This window comes from Aestuariivirga sp., from assembly GCF_965227715.1.
In the GTDB taxonomy this organism is placed as follows: domain Bacteria; phylum Pseudomonadota; class Alphaproteobacteria; order Rhizobiales; family Aestuariivirgaceae; genus Aestuariivirga.
Genome location: NZ_OZ245771.1, coordinates 2,487,620 through 2,505,074 on the forward strand (window position 1 = coordinate 2,487,620; position 17,455 = coordinate 2,505,074).

The 17,455-nt window shown below is 61.1% G+C and carries 20 protein-coding genes; 10 read left to right on the forward strand and 10 right to left on the reverse strand.

Annotation, left to right across the window (positions count from 1 at the left end; genetic code table 11):
- Positions 1 to 9 precede the first annotated feature (9 nt).
- The 3 genes from ACO06F_RS11695 to ACO06F_RS11705 are packed head-to-tail and all read left to right on the forward strand — an operon-like array spanning position 10 to position 1,839.
- Complete coding sequence (locus ACO06F_RS11695; protein ID WP_421692933.1) at positions 10 to 852, forward strand: glycosyltransferase family 2 protein; 843 nt, start codon at positions 10 to 12, stop codon at positions 850 to 852.
- Complete coding sequence (locus tag ACO06F_RS11700) at positions 849 to 1,460, forward strand: hypothetical protein (protein ID WP_421692934.1); 612 nt, start codon at positions 849 to 851, stop codon at positions 1,458 to 1,460. The genes ACO06F_RS11695 and ACO06F_RS11700 overlap by 4 nt, the downstream gene beginning before the upstream one ends.
- Positions 1,461 to 1,476: 16 nt before the next feature.
- Positions 1,477 to 1,839 carry a GtrA family protein gene (locus tag ACO06F_RS11705; protein ID WP_421692935.1) on the forward strand — a complete coding sequence of 121 codons (363 nt, stop codon included), beginning with the start codon at positions 1,477 to 1,479 and terminating at the stop codon, positions 1,837 to 1,839.
- Here ACO06F_RS11705 and ACO06F_RS11710 read toward each other — a convergent pair.
- From ACO06F_RS11710 to ACO06F_RS11745, 8 genes are all read right to left on the reverse strand, one after another.
- Positions 1,772 to 2,764: a glycosyltransferase family 2 protein gene (locus ACO06F_RS11710; RefSeq protein ID WP_421692936.1), complete on the reverse strand. Its 993-nt coding sequence runs from the start codon at positions 2,762 to 2,764 to the stop codon at positions 1,772 to 1,774. The genes ACO06F_RS11705 and ACO06F_RS11710 overlap by 68 nt on opposite strands.
- A gap of 122 nt (positions 2,765 to 2,886) precedes the next feature.
- Positions 2,887 to 3,732, reverse strand: a complete 846-nt coding sequence (locus ACO06F_RS11715; protein ID WP_421692937.1) for a dimethylsulfonioproprionate lyase family protein — start codon at positions 3,730 to 3,732, stop codon at positions 2,887 to 2,889.
- Positions 3,725 to 4,564, reverse strand: a complete 840-nt coding sequence (locus tag ACO06F_RS11720; protein WP_421692938.1) for an ABC transporter permease subunit — start codon at positions 4,562 to 4,564, stop codon at positions 3,725 to 3,727. Before ACO06F_RS11720 ends, ACO06F_RS11715 begins: the two co-directional genes overlap by 8 nt.
- On the reverse strand, positions 4,561 to 5,475 hold the full coding sequence (locus ACO06F_RS11725; protein WP_421692939.1) for an ABC transporter permease: 915 nt from the start codon (positions 5,473 to 5,475) through the stop codon (positions 4,561 to 4,563). Before ACO06F_RS11725 ends, ACO06F_RS11720 begins: the two co-directional genes overlap by 4 nt.
- 4 nt (positions 5,476 to 5,479) lie before the next feature.
- Positions 5,480 to 6,583: an ABC transporter ATP-binding protein gene (locus ACO06F_RS11730; RefSeq protein WP_421692940.1), complete on the reverse strand. Its 1,104-nt coding sequence runs from the start codon at positions 6,581 to 6,583 to the stop codon at positions 5,480 to 5,482.
- A 3-nt stretch (positions 6,584 to 6,586) separates the two neighbouring features.
- Positions 6,587 to 7,696: a polyamine ABC transporter substrate-binding protein gene (locus ACO06F_RS11735; protein WP_421692941.1), complete on the reverse strand. Its 1,110-nt coding sequence runs from the start codon at positions 7,694 to 7,696 to the stop codon at positions 6,587 to 6,589.
- A 38-nt stretch (positions 7,697 to 7,734) separates the two neighbouring features.
- A complete protein-coding gene (locus ACO06F_RS11740) occupies positions 7,735 to 8,952 on the reverse strand; it encodes an aromatic ring-hydroxylating oxygenase subunit alpha (RefSeq protein ID WP_421692942.1) in 1,218 nt (405 codons plus the stop codon).
- The gene (locus ACO06F_RS11745; protein WP_421692943.1) at positions 8,949 to 10,088 is read right to left on the reverse strand and encodes an aromatic ring-hydroxylating oxygenase subunit alpha; all 1,140 of its coding nucleotides are present in this window, start codon (positions 10,086 to 10,088) and stop codon (positions 8,949 to 8,951) included. Before ACO06F_RS11745 ends, ACO06F_RS11740 begins: the two co-directional genes overlap by 4 nt.
- Positions 10,089 to 10,267: 179 nt before the next feature.
- On the opposite strand from ACO06F_RS11745, the gene ACO06F_RS11750 reads away from it, so the two are divergent.
- A complete protein-coding gene (locus ACO06F_RS11750; RefSeq protein WP_421692944.1) occupies positions 10,268 to 10,936 on the forward strand; it encodes a TetR family transcriptional regulator in 669 nt (222 codons plus the stop codon).
- A gap of 6 nt (positions 10,937 to 10,942) precedes the next feature.
- Here the strand turns inward: ACO06F_RS11750 and ACO06F_RS11755 are convergent, their stop codons facing one another.
- On the reverse strand, positions 10,943 to 11,518 hold the full coding sequence (locus ACO06F_RS11755; RefSeq protein ID WP_421692945.1) for a tetratricopeptide repeat protein: 576 nt from the start codon (positions 11,516 to 11,518) through the stop codon (positions 10,943 to 10,945).
- Between the two features lie 165 nt (positions 11,519 to 11,683).
- Here ACO06F_RS11755 and dhaL point away from each other — a divergent pair, with 165 nt between their 5' ends.
- From dhaL to dhaK, 6 genes are all read left to right on the forward strand, one after another.
- Positions 11,684 to 12,286, forward strand: a complete 603-nt coding sequence (gene dhaL / locus ACO06F_RS11760) for a dihydroxyacetone kinase subunit DhaL (RefSeq protein ID WP_421692946.1) — start codon at positions 11,684 to 11,686, stop codon at positions 12,284 to 12,286.
- On the forward strand, positions 12,283 to 12,669 hold the full coding sequence (gene dhaM / locus ACO06F_RS11765) for a dihydroxyacetone kinase phosphoryl donor subunit DhaM (protein WP_421692947.1): 387 nt from the start codon (positions 12,283 to 12,285) through the stop codon (positions 12,667 to 12,669). The genes dhaL and dhaM overlap by 4 nt, the downstream gene beginning before the upstream one ends.
- Positions 12,666 to 12,959 (forward strand): HPr family phosphocarrier protein, encoded by a 294-nt coding sequence (locus ACO06F_RS11770; protein ID WP_421692948.1) that lies wholly within the window; start codon positions 12,666 to 12,668, stop codon positions 12,957 to 12,959. Before dhaM ends, ACO06F_RS11770 begins: the two co-directional genes overlap by 4 nt.
- Positions 12,949 to 14,532 carry a phosphoenolpyruvate--protein phosphotransferase gene (gene ptsP, locus ACO06F_RS11775; protein WP_421692949.1) on the forward strand — a complete coding sequence of 528 codons (1,584 nt, stop codon included), beginning with the start codon at positions 12,949 to 12,951 and terminating at the stop codon, positions 14,530 to 14,532. Before ACO06F_RS11770 ends, ptsP begins: the two co-directional genes overlap by 11 nt.
- A gap of 63 nt (positions 14,533 to 14,595) precedes the next feature.
- A complete protein-coding gene (locus tag ACO06F_RS11780; RefSeq protein WP_421692950.1) occupies positions 14,596 to 14,970 on the forward strand; it encodes a hypothetical protein in 375 nt (124 codons plus the stop codon).
- Positions 14,970 to 15,953, forward strand: coding sequence for a dihydroxyacetone kinase subunit DhaK (gene dhaK / locus ACO06F_RS11785; protein WP_421692951.1), 984 nt, complete (start codon positions 14,970 to 14,972; stop codon positions 15,951 to 15,953). The genes ACO06F_RS11780 and dhaK overlap by 1 nt, the downstream gene beginning before the upstream one ends.
- Here the strand turns inward: dhaK and ACO06F_RS11790 are convergent.
- Positions 15,950 to 17,335: an aspartate ammonia-lyase gene (locus ACO06F_RS11790; RefSeq protein WP_421692952.1), complete on the reverse strand. Its 1,386-nt coding sequence runs from the start codon at positions 17,333 to 17,335 to the stop codon at positions 15,950 to 15,952. The two genes, dhaK and ACO06F_RS11790, sit on opposite strands and share 4 nt — an antisense overlap.
- Between the last annotated feature and the right edge of the window lie 120 nt (positions 17,336 to 17,455).

Sequence of the window (17,455 nt, forward strand, 5' to 3'; positions counted from 1 at the left end):
AATTTAAGGATGTCGTCCGGCCGCCTGCCAAAAGTGTCGGTCGCCATTCCCGTCTATAATGGCCAGGCCTATCTGGCGGCAACCATCCACTCCGTGCTCGCTCAGACGTGTACGGACTTTGAACTGATCATTTGCGACGACGCCTCACGGGACGGATCGCTTGACGTTGCGGCTTCGTACCCCGATCCGCGCATCCGCATCTTAAGGAATGAGAAGAACCTCGGTTTCGGGGGCAACTGGAACCGCTGCCTGAACGAGGCGCAGGGGACCTACATCAAGATACTTCCGCAGGACGATCTGCTGCATCCCGGCTGCCTGCAAAGCCAGGTTGATGCCTTCGAGCGTGATGAGAAGGGCGCCCTCGCACTCGTCTATTGCGCAAGGCAGATCATCGGGCCCTCGGGGAGAGTGCATATGCGGCGAAGTGCGGGACGGTCCACCCGGATCTCGACCGGTGCGGACATCGCACGGCGGACCGCACGGCTGGGCACAAATCCGATTGGGGAGCCGGGAGCCGTGCTGTTCCGCCGCTCCGCAGCGCGTGCCGCGGGCGCGTTCAACGGCGAGCTCCCTTTCGTCATCGATATTGATTACTGGCTGAGACTGCTCCGATTCGGAGATGCTCTTTACATGCCGGACGCACTTGCGAGCTTCCGCTTGTCTCGCGGTTCTCACAGCGTGCAGATGGCGCGGCGGCAGGCGGATGAGTTCCGGCTGTTTCTCAGCCACCTTGCGGAGAGCGGGCACTATGGCTTGCGCTGGTCCGACCTGAAACTGGGCGGATATACAGCAACACTGAACGGCGTGGCCCGCGCGATATTCTACCGGTTCGCGGTGGGGGGACGTTCATGAGTTCGGATTTCGGAGAGTCCTACGGGGCGGAACAAATCCGCCGCAGGTCTTCCGCTCTCAGAAGGCTCATCAAATCACGCTACATCCAAAATCTGGTTCGCGTGTTTGACGGCCCCACGATTGATCTTGGATGTGGCGCGGGCCAGGTTCTGGAATGTCTGCCCACTGGTTCGGTGGGCCTCGAGATCAACGATACGCTGATTGGCTATCTCAAGGCGTTGCGGCTGGATGTTCTGAAGTATGACGCCCTCGCGGATGACTTTGCATTGACACCGCTCTCGGGCCACGGACCCGGCAGGCACCATCATCTCCTGAGCGCTCATGTGCTGGAACATTTCGATGACCCGGTGCACGCCGTGAAACGCCTCGCTGCGAGTTGCGATGAGCTGGGCGTGCAGAGCATGACCTTTGTCGTTCCCGGGGAGAAAGGATTTTCCTCCGACCCGACCCACCGCGTGTTCGTGACGGAGGCGTTCATTCGGCAACAGGGGCTGGCGGATTGCGGCCCCTTCCATCTCGATTCCGTCAGTTATTTTCCCTTGAACTGGCGCGGGTTGGGTAAGTGGTTTACCTACCACGAGTGCATTCTTACGTGGCGGCGGCGATAACGTGCTCACGGGAGAGGTGAGGCGGTTTCTCATTGCAGGCCTGGTGAATACGGCTTTGAGCTATGGGATCTATGCCGCCTGCCTGAGCCTGGGGATGGCTTATCCTGTCGCGAATTTCATGGCCATGATTGGAGGAGTGCTTGTCAGCTTTCTCACGCAGGGCGGGTTTGTGTTCAGGAGGCTTGAGGCGCGGCGGTTTCCGGCCTTTGTGATGATGTGGCTGTTGCTTTGGCTTCTGAACGTGGCGCTGATCACACTGATCCTGCCAGTGGCCGGCGGCAATGCTTATCTCGCAGGCGGAGTGGCGCTTGTCATCGTTGTTGTGATTTCATTCGTGGTTCAAAAGTATTTCGTTTTTGCCGGTCGATCCGTTCGATGAAGTAGCGTGGGCGGTTCTTGGCCTCGAGATAGAGCTTGCCCACATATTCACCGATAATGCCGATACCGACCAGCTGGATTCCGCCCAGAAAATAGATCGGCAACACAGTGGACGCCCATCCCGGAACGGGTGCCGGATGGATGAGCGCGTTGAGCAATGTCCAGATTCCCAGAACGGTGGTGGTCAGGGATACCAACAACCCTAAGCCGCTGATCAACCGGAGCGGCAGGACGGAGAAGGACGTGATGGCATCGATGGCAAGGGCCAGCATGCGCCGCAAGGGATATTTGGTGACGCCGGCAAGACGCTCACGGCGGTCATAGAGCACTGTCTCGGAGGGGAACCCCAGCATCGGGATCATGCCGCGCAGATAGAGATTGACCTCCCTGAATTCAGACAATGCATCGACGGCGCGGCGGCTCATGAGACGGAAGTCGGCATGATCCGGCACTGTCTCTGTTCCCAGCATTCTCATAAGGCGGTAGAAGGCGCGTGCAGAGCTTCGTTTGAAAAGCGAGTCCGCCTCTCGCTTGCGTCGGACGCCATAGACGATGTCTGCCCCGTCCACGAATTTCGCGAGCATCAGACCAACTGCAGCCAAGTCATCCTGGAGATCGGCATCGATTGATACCACGACATCGCCATCGGCCGCCTCAAGGCCGGCGATGAGGGCGATCTGGTGGCCGCGGTTGCGCGAGAGCTTCACGCCCACCACGGGGCGGCCTGCCTCAACCGCCCCCGCAATCAGGGACCAGGTTGCGTCACCGCTACCGTCATCCACCAGGAAAATCCGGCTCTCGGATGAGATGCGCTGCTGACCGGCGAGCTGCTCCAGAAGTCGCTCCAGCTGACGGATCGTCTCGGGGAGCACTTCGGCTTCATTGTAGCAGGGAACGACAATGGAAAGATTGGGAGGTGAGAGCATGCAACGCCCGGCATCAACGAGGAGTGTGCGGGCTTGCAGTCAAACCAGATATTTCTGCAACCCTCAGTTACTTCTACGCTCATTCGCGTGAGAGTTGCAAGACATAGAACACTTGAGGGCGCTCAGGCCTCGAGAGCGGCCCAGTCATCGGCGGGAAGAATTTCGGCGGGCTGGTGCACGTCCGCCGTCCAGACATAGAAGCAGAGGAACGGAACGCCGCCGGTTTTCGTCAGATGCGGGCGCTGCGAGGGGTTCCAGACGGGCTCATGCGCCGGCTTCCAGATGACAGGGCGGCCGGGACCGAAGCGCCAGCCATGAGGACCCGTGAGCGGCGCATAGAGCTCCGGCGCGGCGTGCCGGTGGTCCCGGTAGAGAGTATTCGGTGCAATGAGGAAGAGGCCCAGCTCAAAATCCCGTGCGCCGATTGCAGCACCCTCCCCCATGATCGGCGCATAAGCATGGCCGTCCGCGAAGGCTTCGCCGATTCCGGACCGCGGGTAGCGATCATAGCTGGCCCAGGCGAGGTGAGGGGCGGCTGCACAGATGCTGTGCGCAAGCTGCGGGTTACTTATTTCCAGCACCTGCAGTGCAGGCTCCAGCCAGCGCTCCACCACCGGGTGCGGCTTGGGCGCAATGGCACCGGCGTTGCCGGTTCTGCGGGAAAGCCCCGCGCGAACTTCTGCGGCGCCCGGATGTGAGAGCGCGGTCACATAATCAGAGGCAGCATCAAACAGCCCTGCGAGCGACTCCTGCGGAGAAAGCGGTGCGGCGGGAATGGAAACGAGACGGCGGTCCCTCAGCAGAACCGCCGGATCACGGCCATCATAGGCGGAGGCTTCGCGATAGGCATCAAGCTGGGCTTCGCTGATCACCCCTTCAGCGAAAAGCGCCATGGCCGCGCCATAGCGGATGCGGCCCGAGCCCGGCAGGCCTACGGGCGTGTGGAGGAGGCGGCGCGCATTATCCATTGGCGCGGAATGCCATCTGTTCATCAAGCTGCCGGCGCTTCTCGGCACGGTTCATCACGATGCCGGCGATGACCACGCCGATTGCGACCGCAGTGACCATGAGGGTTGCCAGCGCATTGATATCCGGTGTCACGCCGAGTTTCACCTTGGACCAGATGAGGAGCGGGAGCGTGGTGCTGCCGGGGCCCGTCGTGAAGGAGGTGATGACGACATCATCCAGCGAGATGGTGAAGGCCAGGAGCCAGCCCGCGAGAATGGCCGGAAAGATGACGGGTATGGTGATGTCACGCATCACCTCCCAGGGCTTCGAACCGAGGTCCATCGCGGCCTCCTCGATGGCGCGGTCCGACTGCACCATGCGGGCCTGCACGATGGTGGTGACGAAGACCATGGAAAAAGTGATGTGGGCGAGTGTCACCGTGGTGAAGCCGCGCTGGGCAGGCCAGCCGATCCATTCCGCCATGAGAATGAAGAACATGAGAGACGAGATGCCGGTGATCACCTCCGGCATGATGAGTGGGGCCGTGACCAGGCCGGACATGATCAGCCGCCCGCGAAAGCGCGGAAAGCGGGCAAGCGCAATGCCCGCCATGGTGCCGAGGATGGTTGCGATGGTCGAGGACACGAGGGCGATTTCAAGCGAAAGGACCAGCGCATCGATCACCTGCTTGTTGGAGAAGAGCGATACGTACCACTTGGTCGAAAACCCGCCCCATACGCTCGCCAGACGCGAGACGTTGAAGGAATAGACGATCATTGACAGGATCGGGATGTAGAAGAACGCAAAGCCGAAACACAAGACCGAGATGAGGAAGACGGGGCGCCGGTTCACTTGCTGCCCTCCGCCTTGGCCTGGAAGTGGCTGTAGAACATGGCGGGTACCACCATCAGGACAAGCAGCACCACCGCAATCGAGGACGCCATCGGCCAATCGCGCGCATAGGAGAACTGATCCGCGATGACCCGGCCGATCATCGGGCTTGCGGCATCTCCCACGAGGGTGGGAATGACGAGCTCACCTGCTGCCGGAATGAACACCAGCATGCCGCCCGCAATGATGCCGGGGATGCTCTGCGGCAATGTCACGTCGAGAAACACCTGGTAGGGTTTTGAGCCTAGATCGAGCGCTGCCTCATCCAATGTCGGGTCCAGCCGTTCGAGACTCGCATAGAGGGGCAGGATCATGAATGGCAGGTAGGTGTAGACCATGACCAGCACGACGGCGAAATTCGTGTGCATCATGGGAATGAAGCTGACGGCCCAATTGCCGGGCGTGAGCAGATTCCACAGATCCGTCAGAAGTCCGTTGAACCAGCTCGACCTGCCCATGAGGCCCATCCAGGCATAGACACGCAGGAGGAACGAGGTCCAGAAGGGGAGAATCACCAACATCAGGAGAATGGTGCGCCAGCTCTTCGAAACGCGCGTGAGGCCGAGTGCCATCGGATAGCCGATGAGCAGGCAGAAAAGCGTGGCGATTGCGGCAATCGCCAGAGACGTCAGCAGCGCGCGGAGATAGAGACCATCGGTCAAGGCGCGGACATAGCCATCCCAGCTGACCAGCGGATATTCGCCGCCAAAGGAAATGGGGGGCGCGGTTGAGGTTTTGGTGGCAAGGCTCATCGCGATGACGATGAGGAAGGGCAGGAGGAAAAACAGGAGAAGCCAGATGTAGGGCGCGCCGATCAGCGTATCTGACCAGCCCTTGCGGTCGAACCACCCGGACAGGCGTTTCGCGATCATGGCGCTATTCCGCCAGCACGATTGCCGAGGCGGGATCAAACGAGATCCACACCTTGTCGTCCCAATCCGCAACGCGCATTCCTTCATCGCCGCGGCGGCTGTTCACGGCATGGGCTTGCAGCAGTGCGCCCGATGAGAGCGCGATGCGGTACAGGCTGTCCTTGCCGAAATAAGCGAGATCCTTCACGGTTCCGGAGAAGACATTGGCGCTGTCCGGACGCTCGCGCGTGATGTGAAGCTTCTCGGGGCGGAGTGCCAATGTCGCCTCCTGCCCTTCCGCGAGGCCCGGCACGTCCCGCGCCAGAACGTCACCCCCCAAGGCAGGAACAGACAGGCGCAGATGCGGGGCTGTGCGCTCAACCACCTTCGCTTCGAAGGAGGTGACCGAGCCGATGAAGCCCGCAACGAAACGGCTGTTCGGGAATTCATAGATCTCGTTCGGACTGCCGATCTGCCGGACCTCACCCTTGTCCATCACCGCAATGCGGTCTGAGAGGGTCATCGCCTCTTCCTGGTCATGCGTTACGACGATGAAGGTGACGCCGGTGCGGGCCTGGATGGCCATCAACTCGAACTGCGTGCGTTCGCGCAGCTTTTTATCCAGTGCGGCCAGCGGCTCGTCCAGCAGCAGAAGCTTCGGTTGCCGGGCGAGCGCGCGTGCTAGTGCCACGCGCTGGCGCTGGCCGCCCGAAATCTGGTGCGGCTTGCGTGTGGCGAAGGGCGCGAGCTGCACGAGTTCCAGCATCTCGCGAACGCGGTCTGCTCTTTCTGCCGCCGTCATCTGCTCGTGCTTCAGCCCATAGGCAATGTTCTTTTCCACGCTCATATGCGGGAACAACGCATAGGACTGAAACATCATGTGGACGGGCCTGCTCCATGGCGGAACGCCCGTCATGTCACGCCCATCGAGGAAGATCTTGCCGGCGCTCGGCTCCTCGAAGCCGGCGAGCATTCGGAGAAGCGTTGTCTTGCCGCAGCCCGAGCCGCCGAGAAGTGAAAAGATCTCGCCCTTGGCAACGGAGAGCGACACATCCTTCACTGCCTGGAAGGGGCCGAAGAGTTTCGAGACCTTGTCAATCCTGAGGAAGGGTTCCTCCAGCGCGGACATGGATCAGCCGCCCGTCTTGATCTCAGTCCAGATACGGGTGAGCGCCTCTTCCTGCTCGGGCGTCTGGGGTTTGGGCGTGAACAGGCGCGAGCGGGTTTCGGCGTCAGGATAAACGGCGGGATCGGCGGCGGTTGCGGGGTCGACCAAGGCCGTTGCGGCCTTGTTGGCATTGGCATAGCCGGTGGTGTTGGTGCAGGCCGCGACCACCTCGGGACGCAGCATGAAATTCAGGAAGAGATAGGCATTATCGACATTTTTCGCATCCGCAGGAATGCACCACAGATCAAACCAGGCGGGAGCTCCCGTCTTGGGAACGAAATATTGAAGGTCGATCTTGATGCCGGCTTCGGCGGCCCTTGATTTCGCAACGTTGTAATCACCCGACCAGGTGTTGGCGGCGCAGACCTCATTGTTGGGCAAGGTCGTGAGATAATTGGCGCTGTCGAAAGTGGTGATCGAGGGGCGGATCTTCGCGAAGGCATCCGCCATCTTCTTGTAGTCCTCGGGCCCCGCCGTATCCGGGTTGATGCCGAGATATTTCAGCACCATGTAGCCAATGTCGGTGGGGCTATCCAGGATCGAAAGCCCGCATGCGCCCAGCTTCTTGGCGTTCTCCGGATCGAAGACAGCATCGAGGCTGTTCAAGTCAACACCGGGAAGGGCCTTCTTCACCGCGTCCATATTATAGGTGAAGCCGACCGAACCCCACATATAGGGAACACCATATTGATTGCCAGGATCAACGCCGTCGAGGATCTTGACGATCTCATCATCGAGATTGGCCCAGCCCGAGAGTTTCGATTTGTCGAGCTTCTGGTAGACGCCGGCCTTCAGCATCTGCGGCAGTGTCACGCTCGATTGGATGACCACATCATAGCCGGTGGAGCCCGCCAGCATCTTGGCCTGCATTTCCTCGGCACTGGCATAGAGATCATAGACAACCTTCACGCCCGTTTCGGCTTCGAAGTCCTTGATGGTGTTTTCACCGATGTAATCGGACCAATTGTAGATATTGAGCGTGCCGCCGGCCGCCCGCGAAGGGCGTATGGAGGGCATGGCGAAGGCAGCGGCAGCGCCCATTGCTGTGAGGGCCTGGCGGCGATTGAGTGTCATGTTTCGGCTCCCTGGACATCGGCTTATTTTTATTCAGCCTACGGTGCGGCCATAGGCTGGCAAGACAAATCTTCATTCACACTGGCCAAACCTTCCTCTCCCGGAGGGTGACTTAAGGTCATGATGGGGAGCACACGGCGCAGCCCGTCATGATGGCGGCGCAGGCCGTATTCGAGATCTGACAAATGGAAACCTTCGAAGGCGTCCGATTTCATCGACTCATTTGACCAGATCGAGAGCTGCCGGTCTTCTGCGGAGGTGGCGCGGTCTATGCGGTAGGCAAGATAGCGTGCAAGCCGCGTCTGGCGGCTTTCGTTCGGCCAGCGGTAGAGCCGCCCGGTGAGCCGCGTCAGTCCGGTCGAGAGTGGAATATCCTGATAGAATTGGGCGCCTTCCGGCGTGATAGCGAAAACGGCGTTAGGGAACACCCCATAATAGGTCCAGGCTTTCTGGAGGTGTGCGGGGAGATCGGGGCGGGGCGGCGAGATCTTGAGATAGTTCTTCACCGACCAGCCACGTGCCGGCGCGTCGCCGTACCAGCCGATCGAGATCGACAATCCATTCGCGAGATGCATGTCCCGGTAGGTGCGGCCATAGAGTTCCTGCAGCCCCGGATGAGCAAGGGCGACGTGATAGCCCTCATTGTCCACGTCTCGCACCGACTTCCAGTTGACGGGCAGATCGGTGGACCAACCCGGCATTTCGACGGGCAGAAGCGTCTTCACACCATAGGCTGAAAAGTCAGCTTCGAAGGGCGAGAGCAACTCGGAGATGGCGGGCTGCGGCCCGGGCGAGAAGCGCAGGAAGATGAAGCCGTGGAAGAGTTCCATTTCGATCGGCTTCAGGCCGAAATCTTCGCGCTTCAGATCGCCGAAGCTAGACGGCCGCGCGGCACCCCGCAGCGACCCATCAAGATTATAGACCCAACCGTGGAACGGACAGACAATGGCGCCGCGGCAGTGGCCCTTGTCCCCATCGACCACGCGCGCGCCGCGGTGGCGGCAGAGATTGTGGAAGGCACGCACCACGCCGTCATTTCCGCGCATGACCACGGCGCGCTCGCCCAGGAGATCGAAGCTCAGCCAGTCGCCAGCGGCGGGAATGTCGCATTCATGGCCGGCGAGCTGCCAATGGGTGAGAAAGAGTTTCTGGCGCTCCAGTTCGAACAGCGCCTTGGAGTGGTAGGTCCAGGCCGGAAGGCCGGACCGGTCCCAGTCATTCGGAATTGCAAGGGTGGGGTAGGGAAGTTCGGTCATTGCCGCATCTCCATCTCGTTCAGGATCCATTGATGAAAGCGGTGGATCTCATATTCCTCAGGCATCAGGCGCGCTCTGGTGAAAGCCGGAGACCGCATGCCCCGCTGATTCATTTCCGATGCCTCGCCATCCTGTTCCATGACGATCTTCGCGAAAGCTGCGACCTGAGCAGGATCGAAGCCCGGCTGCGCCAGTGTTTCGGCAGAAAAATGCCACTGTGCGGAAAGCATCGTCCGCTCCGGCGACAGCGGAATGATGCGCACCGAACGCACGTAGTCGACATGCGCCACAACATAGGCCGAAGGCCACAGCGTCACGAAGCTATAGCCCGCCAGCCGCTCTGCTTCGCTGAGGCCCGGAAAGACGGGTCCGCAAATCTCGCCGTTCATCGTCCAGCTTTTGGCGCCAGCGCGAAGTGGCGGGGCATTGGGTTCTTCCGGTGTCCAGCCCAGGGCTTCCGACGGACCCATGAGTCCCTTGCCGTAAAGGGGCACCATGTCGCAAAGCTCGGGGTGAATGCCGGGGCAGTGAAGGCACTCCGAGAAATTCTCCCAGAAGGCCTTCCAGTTGCAGGCGATCTCGGTTTCCCAGCGGTGGCCGGTGACGAGGCTTTCCATCGGCCAGTTGGCCAGGGTGGAGAGGCCGACGTCAGCGAAGATATCCGCCGGATCCGGCGCAAGATTGAGCATCAGGAATCCATTCCAGATGCGGCTGGCGACTGGCTTCAACCCATGGGCCGCGCGGTTGAAATCAGGTGTGGGCACGGCATGGCCCGTGGCAACAAGGGAACCATCTGCGGCGGAAAAGGCGAAGGCATGGTAGGGGCAGCGGATGAGCTTGCCCAGCGGCTCCTGCTCTGCGCGGCAAAGTTCGGAGCCCCGGTGGGAGCAGGAGTTGTGATAGGCCGCAACGGTGCCGTCCGCCGCGCGCGCCACAATAACAGGTGCCGGCCCGACGCTGACACGGCGCATGGTGCCCGGGGTGAAGTCCGCATGACGCCCCGCCATGACCCACTGGCGCGCGAAGATGGTCTTCATCTCCCGCTCAAACCAACCGGTATCGAAATAGGCCTCGCGCGGGAGGCCCTGGGGACAGTGCGTGAGCCGGGGCGACATGGGATGGCGCTCGTGACCCATCAAACCCTCCCCGAAAGCAGACCGCGCGCAGCAGCTGCGGCGATGACAAGATCAGTGGTCACGGCTTCGTTCCTCCACCTCAAAGGCTGCCATTTGACTGACTGAATTGTCAATCAGTTTCTTGCGGAGGGCAGTTCGGGCTGATACGATCGGGAAAACAAGGTGATGAGGCCCACCCCATGGACCGCCCACATAGCTCCTCTTCCATCCGGCCGCCCCGCACGCTCGACCGTGACGTGCGGAAGGCGCAGCTGATAGAGGCAACGATTGGATCCCTGGCGGAGCGTGGTTTTTCGCGCACGACGCTTACCGAAGTTGCCCGGCGGGCCGGACTTTCTCACGGACTGGTGCTGTTCCATTTCCGGAGCAAGGAAGGCCTACTGACGGAGACGCTGGACTATCTTTCAGAGGAATACCGCCAGCACTGGACCTCCGCACTGGAGGCAGCGGGTGGGAAGCCGCAACAGCAGTTGGCAGCCCTCGTGACCATGGATTTCACACCGGAGGTTTGCCGGCCAGACCGATTGGCCGCGTGGTGTGCCTTCTGGGGGGAGAGTCAAAGCCGGCCTCTTTACCATGCGCGTTGCAGCTCAATCGACGCACACTACATTCGCTCTCTCGAAAACATCTGCCAGCGCATGAATGCCGAATGCGGTTATAGGCATGATGCTGGGCGGGTGGCCCGGCTCATCCGGGTCACCATCGAGGGAACATGGCTCGACCTGGTGACACTGGCAAACCCCTATGATCGCGCGGAAGCGCTGAAAACAGTGTGGGTCTGCATCGCAGCGCTTTACCCCCGCCACTTCGGCCCTGATGGATTGACAGCGGACGCCCCGCTGCCTTGAGCGCCGTCAGGGCGACCCGGAGGGCAGAAAATCGTCCCGGTTCAGTATGGTCCACCCAGGCCTCGCGGTCCATCTGGGATAGATGCACTTCTGCCATTTGCAGGTGAACTGGTGCGGGTGTTCGGACTGCCACTTCACGGCTTCGTTGGCCACCTGTTCCCGCGCTGTCCTGCCCAGCTGGTTCCAGTGCTGATCCCGCAACGCGGGTGCCAGCGGATGTCCCCCTGCACTTGCGAGTTCGAACCAGAAGAGGGCGGCGGCTGGGTCCTGCTTCCGGCCGCGGCCATTGCCATAAAAGCGGCCCGCCATATATTGTGCGTCAGCGAGGCCCTGAGAGCCGGCCTTCCGGTACCACAGCAGGGCGAGGGTGAAATTACGCGGTACACCCAGGCCATCATCATAGAGGGCGCCGAGATTGAATTGAGCGTAGGGGTCCCCCTGCTCTGCCAGCGGCCGCAGGATTGCGACTGCCTGCCCATAGAGCTGATGGCGATAGGCATAGTAAGCATCGCTCAGGGCGCCCGCCGACACAGGGGTTGCAAAGGCAAGAAGCATCGCGATGACGCCAAGGGCTCGTCTCATTCCACCGGTCCACAGAGAATCAATGTGCGAACATCATAGCGGATTTCGCGCTTGAGGTGAGGAGCCTGCCGAGGCCGCCCTCTTCGCAACTGCGAAGCTGCTATCTTGCGTGTTTAGCGAAATCATGTTCAGTAAACAAAATCACTAAACACAGGACGACGCGCGATGGCATTCCCCCTCGAGCCACTGCTGGATACCGTCTCGGAGCGCATCATCGCCGCTTCGGATGAGCTGACCGCTCTGGATTCAGCCATTGGCGATGCTGACCACGGCCTCAACATGAAGCGCGGCTTCGAAGCCGTGCAGGCGGAGCGCAGCAACATACTGGCAAAGCCCCCGGGTGAGGCCTTGAAGGCGATCGGCATGACGCTGGTGATGAAGGTGGGCGGCGCCTCCGGTCCGCTCTACGGCACGCTGTTCATGACACTCGGCAAGGAGCTGCCCGCAGAGCCAACGGTTGCGGATGCCGGGCGCGCGCTGCAGGCTGCGGTGCTGGCCCTAAAGGCGCGCGGCAAAGCGGAGATCGGCAACAAGACCATGCTCGATGTGCTGAGCCCCGTGGCGAACCACCTTGCTTCAGGCCAGGCGAGTCTCGCCAGCACGCGCGCCCTTGCGGCTGAGTGCGCACAGGCCACCGTTCCGTTGAAGGCGGCACGCGGGCGGGCCTCCTTCCTGGGCGAGCGCTCCATTGGCCACATGGACCCCGGGGCCCGCTCCAGCGAGATCATGATTGCGGCGATCTGCGACGTGCTGGAGCAAGGCACATGACCGTCGGGATCGTGATCGTTTCACATTCGCCCGACGTGGCAAAGGGCGCTGCCGACATGGTGCGCCAGATGGTGGGTGATGACGTGCCGCTGGGCTTCTGCGGGGGAAACCCCGACGGCGGGCTTGGCACAAGCGTGGAAAAAATCCTCGCCGCCATCGATGCGGCCTGGTCCGAGGATGGCGTGGCCATTCTCGTGGATCTGGGTGGGGCCGAGACCAACAGCGAAATGGCCATCGAGATGCTGCCCGAGGAACGCCAGGGTAAAATCGTGATCTGCAACGCCCCCGTTGTCGAAGGCGCAGTGATGGCCGCAACCGAAGCCTCGGGCGGCGGAACGCTGGCTGAGGTGAAGCGAACGGCAGAGGAGCTTTCCCCGCAATGAGCGAGACGGCATCGGCATCAGTCGAAATCACTCATGATGTGGGGCTGCATGCGCGGCCCTCGGTGAAGCTCACCAAGCTTGCAAAGGGCTTCGTCTCGACAATCGAGATTTCCTCCTCGGCGGAGGGCCCCTGGATTGACGCCAAGAGCATTGTGAAGGTGATGGCGCTGAAGGCCCGGCAGAACACCACGCTGCACGTGCGTGCCAGTGGTGCGGATTGCGAGGCTGCGGTGGCTGCGGTGACTGGCCTCGTGCAGCGCGATTTCGATGAAGCGGGCGATGGGCAATAAATATCATGGCACCTGCGCTTCTGACGGGCTCTTTATCGGCCCCGTGCGGCGGCTCGCCGGCCAAAGCTACAGCCGCCAGAGTTCCGGCGACCCCGCCACGGAACGCGATGCCCTTACGGAGGCCATTCAGCAGGCCGCGGGCGATCTCACGCGGCTGATGGAAACAGTCGATGGCGAGTCCCAGGATATTCTCGCGTTCCAGCTTGCCATGCTGGAGGATGACGCGCTGACCGTTGCCGCCTTCGAAAGCATTGCGGCGGGCACGCCTGCCGATGCTGCCTGGTCAGCGGCACTCAACGGTGAGATCGCAGGCTATGAAACCGCGCAGGACGAGTATTTCCGCGCCCGCGCGGCTGACCTCCGCGACATGCGCGACCGGGTGTTGCGCCGTCTCACAAAGGCTGAAGAAGCAGCGCAGGGAGACGGTGCCGTACTGGTGGGGGATGATATCGCGCCCACCGTCTTTCTCGAGACCGACTGGAGCCATGGCGGCGCGATCGCACTTTATCGTGGCAGCACGACCAGCCATGTCGCGATGCTGGCGCGCGCGCGCGGCATTCCCATGGTCGTCGGACTAGGTGGGTGTGAACTGGCAGAAACCCAAATCGCGGCGGTGGATGGCGGCGCGGGCCTGGTGGTGGCAGATCCCGATCAAGCAGAAGCCGACCAGTTCAGCAGGGCGTTGGAGGCTCAGACCAGCACACGCGCCGCAGAAGATCGCTTCCGGCGGCTGCCGGCGCTTCAGAAGAACGGCATGCGCATCGATGTTCTGATCAATGTGGCGGGCGTCGAAGAACTGGACCACATAAACCCAGCCGATTGTGACGGCATCGGCCTCATGCGGTCCGAATTCCTGTTTCGCGATGGCGCTCCCCTGCCCGGCGAAGAGGCACAGTATCTTGCCTATCGCCGCTTTGTGGAATGGGCTGCGGGAAAGCCTGTCACCATCCGCACGCTCGACATCGGGGGAGACAAGCCGGTGCGCGGCCTAACGCCTGAAGGCGAAGCGAACCCATTTCTGGGCTTGCGTGGCGTGCGGTTGACCCTGGCCCGGGAGGACGTGTTCCGCACACAGTTGCGCGCGCTTGCCCGTGCCTGCGTTCATGGGTCTCTGAAGGTGATGTTGCCGATGGTCACGATTCCCGGCGAGCTTTCACGCAGTGCGGAGCTTCTCGAGGATTGCATCCGGGAACTGGAGCGTGAGAACATTCCGTGCAAGCGTCCGCCACTTGGCATCATGGTCGAGGTTCCGGCCGTGGCCGTGGTGCCCGAGCTCTTCCGGGCGGCGGAGTTCTTTTCCATCGGCTCGAATGACTTGACCCAATATGTGACTGCGTCTTCACGCGACGACCCCCGAGTGGCGGCGCTCAATGATCCGGGCCACCCTGCCGTATTGCGGTTGATTGCTGAGGTGGCGCGATTCGGAGCTGCGGAACAGATTCCCGTCAGCCTTTGTGGAGACATGGCAAGCGAGCCCCGCCATCTTCCTTCATTGCTGGCCGCTGGACTAACCTCTCTCTCGGTAGCGCCCGCCCGCCTCGCCCGCGTCAAGGCGGCGATTTCGGAGCTTTGACCATTGGCAGCGCCCGGGGACGCCGAGAAAACACGCCAGCAAGCAGTGGCTACCTATAAGCGAATGCTCTCCGCAATCATTGAGAAGCGGCCTTCGGGCACACGTCAGCGGCTCGCGGCGGCGCTGGCGAAGAACCGTAGTTTCGTCAGCCAGTTCACCAATCCAGCCTATGCAACGCCCATTCCTGCGAGCCACCTTGCGGCAATCTTCGACGTCTGCCACTTCTCCCCCGCAGAACGGAAGGAGTTTCTCAGTCTTTATGCAGTGGCACATCCCAAGAAAATCCTGGCCGCGCAAGGTACGCGCGTGAGCATTCCGGCGCGCCTTCCGGATCTGGGCGATGCAGAGCGAAACCGAAAGCTGCACGGGCTGGTCAGCGCCTTCGTGCGGGACATTGCAGGGCTGATCGAGGACAGCAGCGAGAAGGAAAAATGGTGATGAAAAAGCTCATCAATGAAGTTGCGAATGTACTGACCGAAAGTCTTGACGGATTTGCCGCGGCACATGCCAATATTGTTACACTTGGCGCAGAACACAAGTTCATTGCACGCAAGGTTCTGAAGCCCGGCAAGGTGGCGCTGCTTTCAGGCGGCGGCTCCGGCCATGAGCCGCTGCATGCGGGATTCGTGGGCCATGGCATGCTCGATGCGGCGTGCGCCGGCCAGGTCTTCACATCACCAACACCTGACCAGATGATCGCTGCCGCAGATGCTGTCGATACTGGTGCGGGCGTTCTCTTCATCGTCAAGAATTACGAAGGCGATCTCATGAATTTCGAGATGGCGCGCGAGATGAGCGGGCGCGACATCGAAACCGTCATCACGGACGATGATGTGGCGGTGGAAAATTCGCTCTACACGACCGGCCGGCGCGGCGTTGCGGGAACACTCGTGGTCGAAAAAATCGTGGGCGCAGCAGCTGAGCTTGGTGCTGACCTCAAGACATTGAAGGCGCTGGGCGACAGGGTGAACCGCTCTACGCGATCCATGGGCGTGGCGCTGACCAGTTGCACCGTTCCCGCGGCCGGAAAGCCTACTTTCGACATTGGTCCAGATGAGATGGAAATGGGGGTTGGCATCCATGGCGAGCCAGGCCGCCGCCGCGTGGCCCTCAAATCCGCCGACGAGATCGCCGAGGAGATGGTTGCGGCCATTGCCGGAGACCTTGGGCAGACAGGGGATGCCCTGCTGTTCGTCAATGGTTTTGGCGGAACGCCGGCGATGGAGCTCTATCTCATGTATCATGCAGCGCAGACGCAGCTCGCCAAACACGGCATCCGGCCTGTGCGCTCGCTTGTTGGAAGCTACGTCACCTCGCTTGACATGGCTGGTTGCTCCATCACCGTGACAATGCTGGATGACGAATTGGCCCGTGGCTGGGACGCGCCGGTGCACACCTCTGCGCTGCGCTGGGGCCTTTAGCGCTGACCGAGCAGATTGGCGGTGGAGAAGGCTTGCTGGAGTTGCTCCTCCGTCATCAAACCCTGTGCGAGGACGACGTCACGGATGCTGCGGCGCGATTTCAGCGCTTCCTTGGCCACGCGGCTTGCCGCGTCATAACCAATGAAGGGGTTAAGCGCCGTGACGGTAACGAGCGAGCCTTCGAGGAGCTCTGCGCAGCGCTCACGATCTGCCTCGATGCCGACAATGCATTTCTCGCGCAGCACCGCCATACCGCGGAGCAGCATGCGCATGGACTGGAGGATATTGAGGACGATAACCGGTTCCATGGCGTTGAGCTGCAACTGGCCGGCTTCGGCTGCGAGCGTGACCGTGAGATCATTGCCGATCACCTGATAGGCGATCTGGTTCACCACTTCGGGAATGACCGGATTAACCTTGCCAGGCATGATGGATGAGCCAGCCTGAACCGGTGGAAGCTTGATTTCACCAAGGCCTGCGCGCGGGCCCGAATTGAGCAGGCGCAGATCATTGCATATTTTGGAAAGTTTCACGGCAATGCGCTTCAGGACGCTCGAGAATGTGACGAAAGCTCCGAGATCCGACGTGGCCTCGATCAGATCCGCCGCAGGAACCAGCGGTATGCCGGAGATCTCCGCCAGATTGCGGATGACCCGTTCGGAGTAACCCTCAGGCGTGTTGATGCCGGTGCCGATGGCCGTGCCGCCGAGATTGACCTCCCGCAGCAATCCGGCAAATTCCTTCAGACGCTCGATGTCTTCACCCACGGTCACTGCGAAAGCCCGGAATTCCGAGCCAAGCCTCATTGGCACAGCATCCATCAACTGGGTGCGGCCGACCTTGATGACATCGTCGAATTCCACGGCCTTGGCCATGAAAGCCTGCACAAGCAGCCGTTGCTCCTCGATCAGTTCCGGGCAGGCTCGCAGCACGGTGAGCCGTACGGCTGTCGGATAGACATCATTGGTGGATTGCGACAGGTTCACATGATCGTTCGGATTGACAATGGAATAGTCGCCGCGGGGCTTTCCCAGAAGCTTGAGGGCGATGTTGGCGATAACCTCATTGGCGTTCATGTTGGTGGAAGTGCCGGCACCTCCCTGCAGCATGTCGACCACGAAATCATGGTGCTCATCCCCGGCGATGACGAGATCACAGGCTGAGATGATGGCGGAGGAAATTTCTGGCGTGAGACGGCCGAAATCACGATTGGCGAGGGCTGCCGCCTTCTTCACCATGGCGAGGGATTCGATGAGTTCCGGGAAATGGGCCAGCGTGATCCCGGTGATCGCAAAATTCTCCACGGCGCGCGCTGTCTGAATGCCATAATCGGCATCGGCCGGAATTTCTACTTCGCCGATCGAATCCCGTTCTATCCGCATGCGCCGCATATCTATCCTCCCACTCCGCCATATTATTACCAGTTGTCCCTCGCGCCGGCGGGCGTTGCGGGTTCCGATTCTTGCCTTATCATGCAACAATAGGATGGAATTAGGCTGACC